This is a genomic window from Pseudomonas sp. EGD-AK9 (assembly GCF_000465935.2).
Taxonomy (GTDB): Bacteria; Pseudomonadota; Gammaproteobacteria; order Pseudomonadales; family Pseudomonadaceae; genus Aquipseudomonas.
Genome location: NZ_AVOF01000655.1, coordinates 1 through 985 on the forward strand (window position 1 = coordinate 1; position 985 = coordinate 985).

Sequence of the window (985 nt, forward strand, 5' to 3'; positions counted from 1 at the left end):
AATGGCCGGATCGCGCTGCCGCGCACGCCGCGCTGCACGGCCGCGGCATGTTCCGCGGCTGGGACGAGGCGGCTTTTTCCGCCTATATCGAGCATGCGCTGAAGGAGGTGGCGGACGGCGTCGAGCTCAAGTGCCGGCCGAGCCGCGAGGCCGAGATCTTCGGTTCCTATCCGCGCCGCCTGTGGCCGTCGCTGGCCAAGGTGAGCACCCCGACCGAGGTGATCCACGGCGCGCGCAGCTATCCCTTCGTCGCCCGCTCGGTGGCGCGCTGGTGCGCGGGCAACCCGCATGTGCGCGGCCAGGTGGTGCCCGGCGGGCACTGCTTCATGCAGGAGCGGCCGGCCGACAGCGCCGAGCGGGTGGCCAACTTCCTGCTGCAGCGTGGCTAGGTCGTGAGCGCCGAGCGCGAGGAGGTCTGGCTGGCGCTGTCCGACCTGTGGCTGGACAGCGAGCTGGACGAGCCCTGGCTGCGCAGCATCGCCGCGGTGCTGCGCAACAGCGGCCTGAGCCGTGCAGAGCTGGAGCGAATCTTCCACTACGAGGTGGCGCCGGTGGTGTGGCTCAACCACTGGGTGACGGCCGGGGTCTGGGGCGCCTTCGACCGTGACTGGCTGGTGGAGGGCTGTCGGCGCAACCAGGCCCGTGGACGCTGGCATCGCGGCTGTTGCCGGCTGCTGCGCTGGCCGATGAGCTACGGCTGCCGCGGCGAATGGCGGCAGGTGCTGGCGCTGCTGGATGACGCCGAGGGCTGAGGGCTCACTCGGCCTTGCGCCGCCAATCCTCCAGGCGAATCACCTTGTCGCTGCCCTGGGTCGCCACCGGCTCCGGTTGGGCCTCGAGCACCGGGTGCGGCTGCAGCTCGATACGCCCCAGGTGCTGGCCGAACATGCTGATCTGCCCGCGCAGGCGCTGCTCGCCGGTGACGGTGAACTCGAAGTCGTAGAGCCGCGCCAGGCGCCGGTGGCCGCGGGCGTCGCGCAGGATG

The 985-nt window shown here is 71.6% G+C and carries 3 protein-coding genes; 2 read left to right on the forward strand and 1 reads right to left on the reverse strand.

The features are described 5' to 3' along the window. Positions 1–389 (forward strand): alpha/beta fold hydrolase (locus N878_RS22275; protein WP_021445732.1); only part of this gene is annotated, 389 nt, incomplete at its 5' end. A gap of 3 nt (positions 390–392) precedes the next feature. Next, positions 393–752, forward strand: a complete 360-nt coding sequence (locus tag N878_RS22280; RefSeq protein ID WP_021445733.1) for a hypothetical protein — start codon at positions 393–395, stop codon at positions 750–752. Between the two features lie 4 nt (positions 753–756). On the opposite strand, the gene N878_RS22285 is transcribed toward N878_RS22280, so the two are convergent. Next, on the reverse strand, positions 757–985 hold a 229-nt coding region (locus tag N878_RS22285; RefSeq protein ID WP_021445734.1), incomplete at its 5' end, for a DUF3301 domain-containing protein.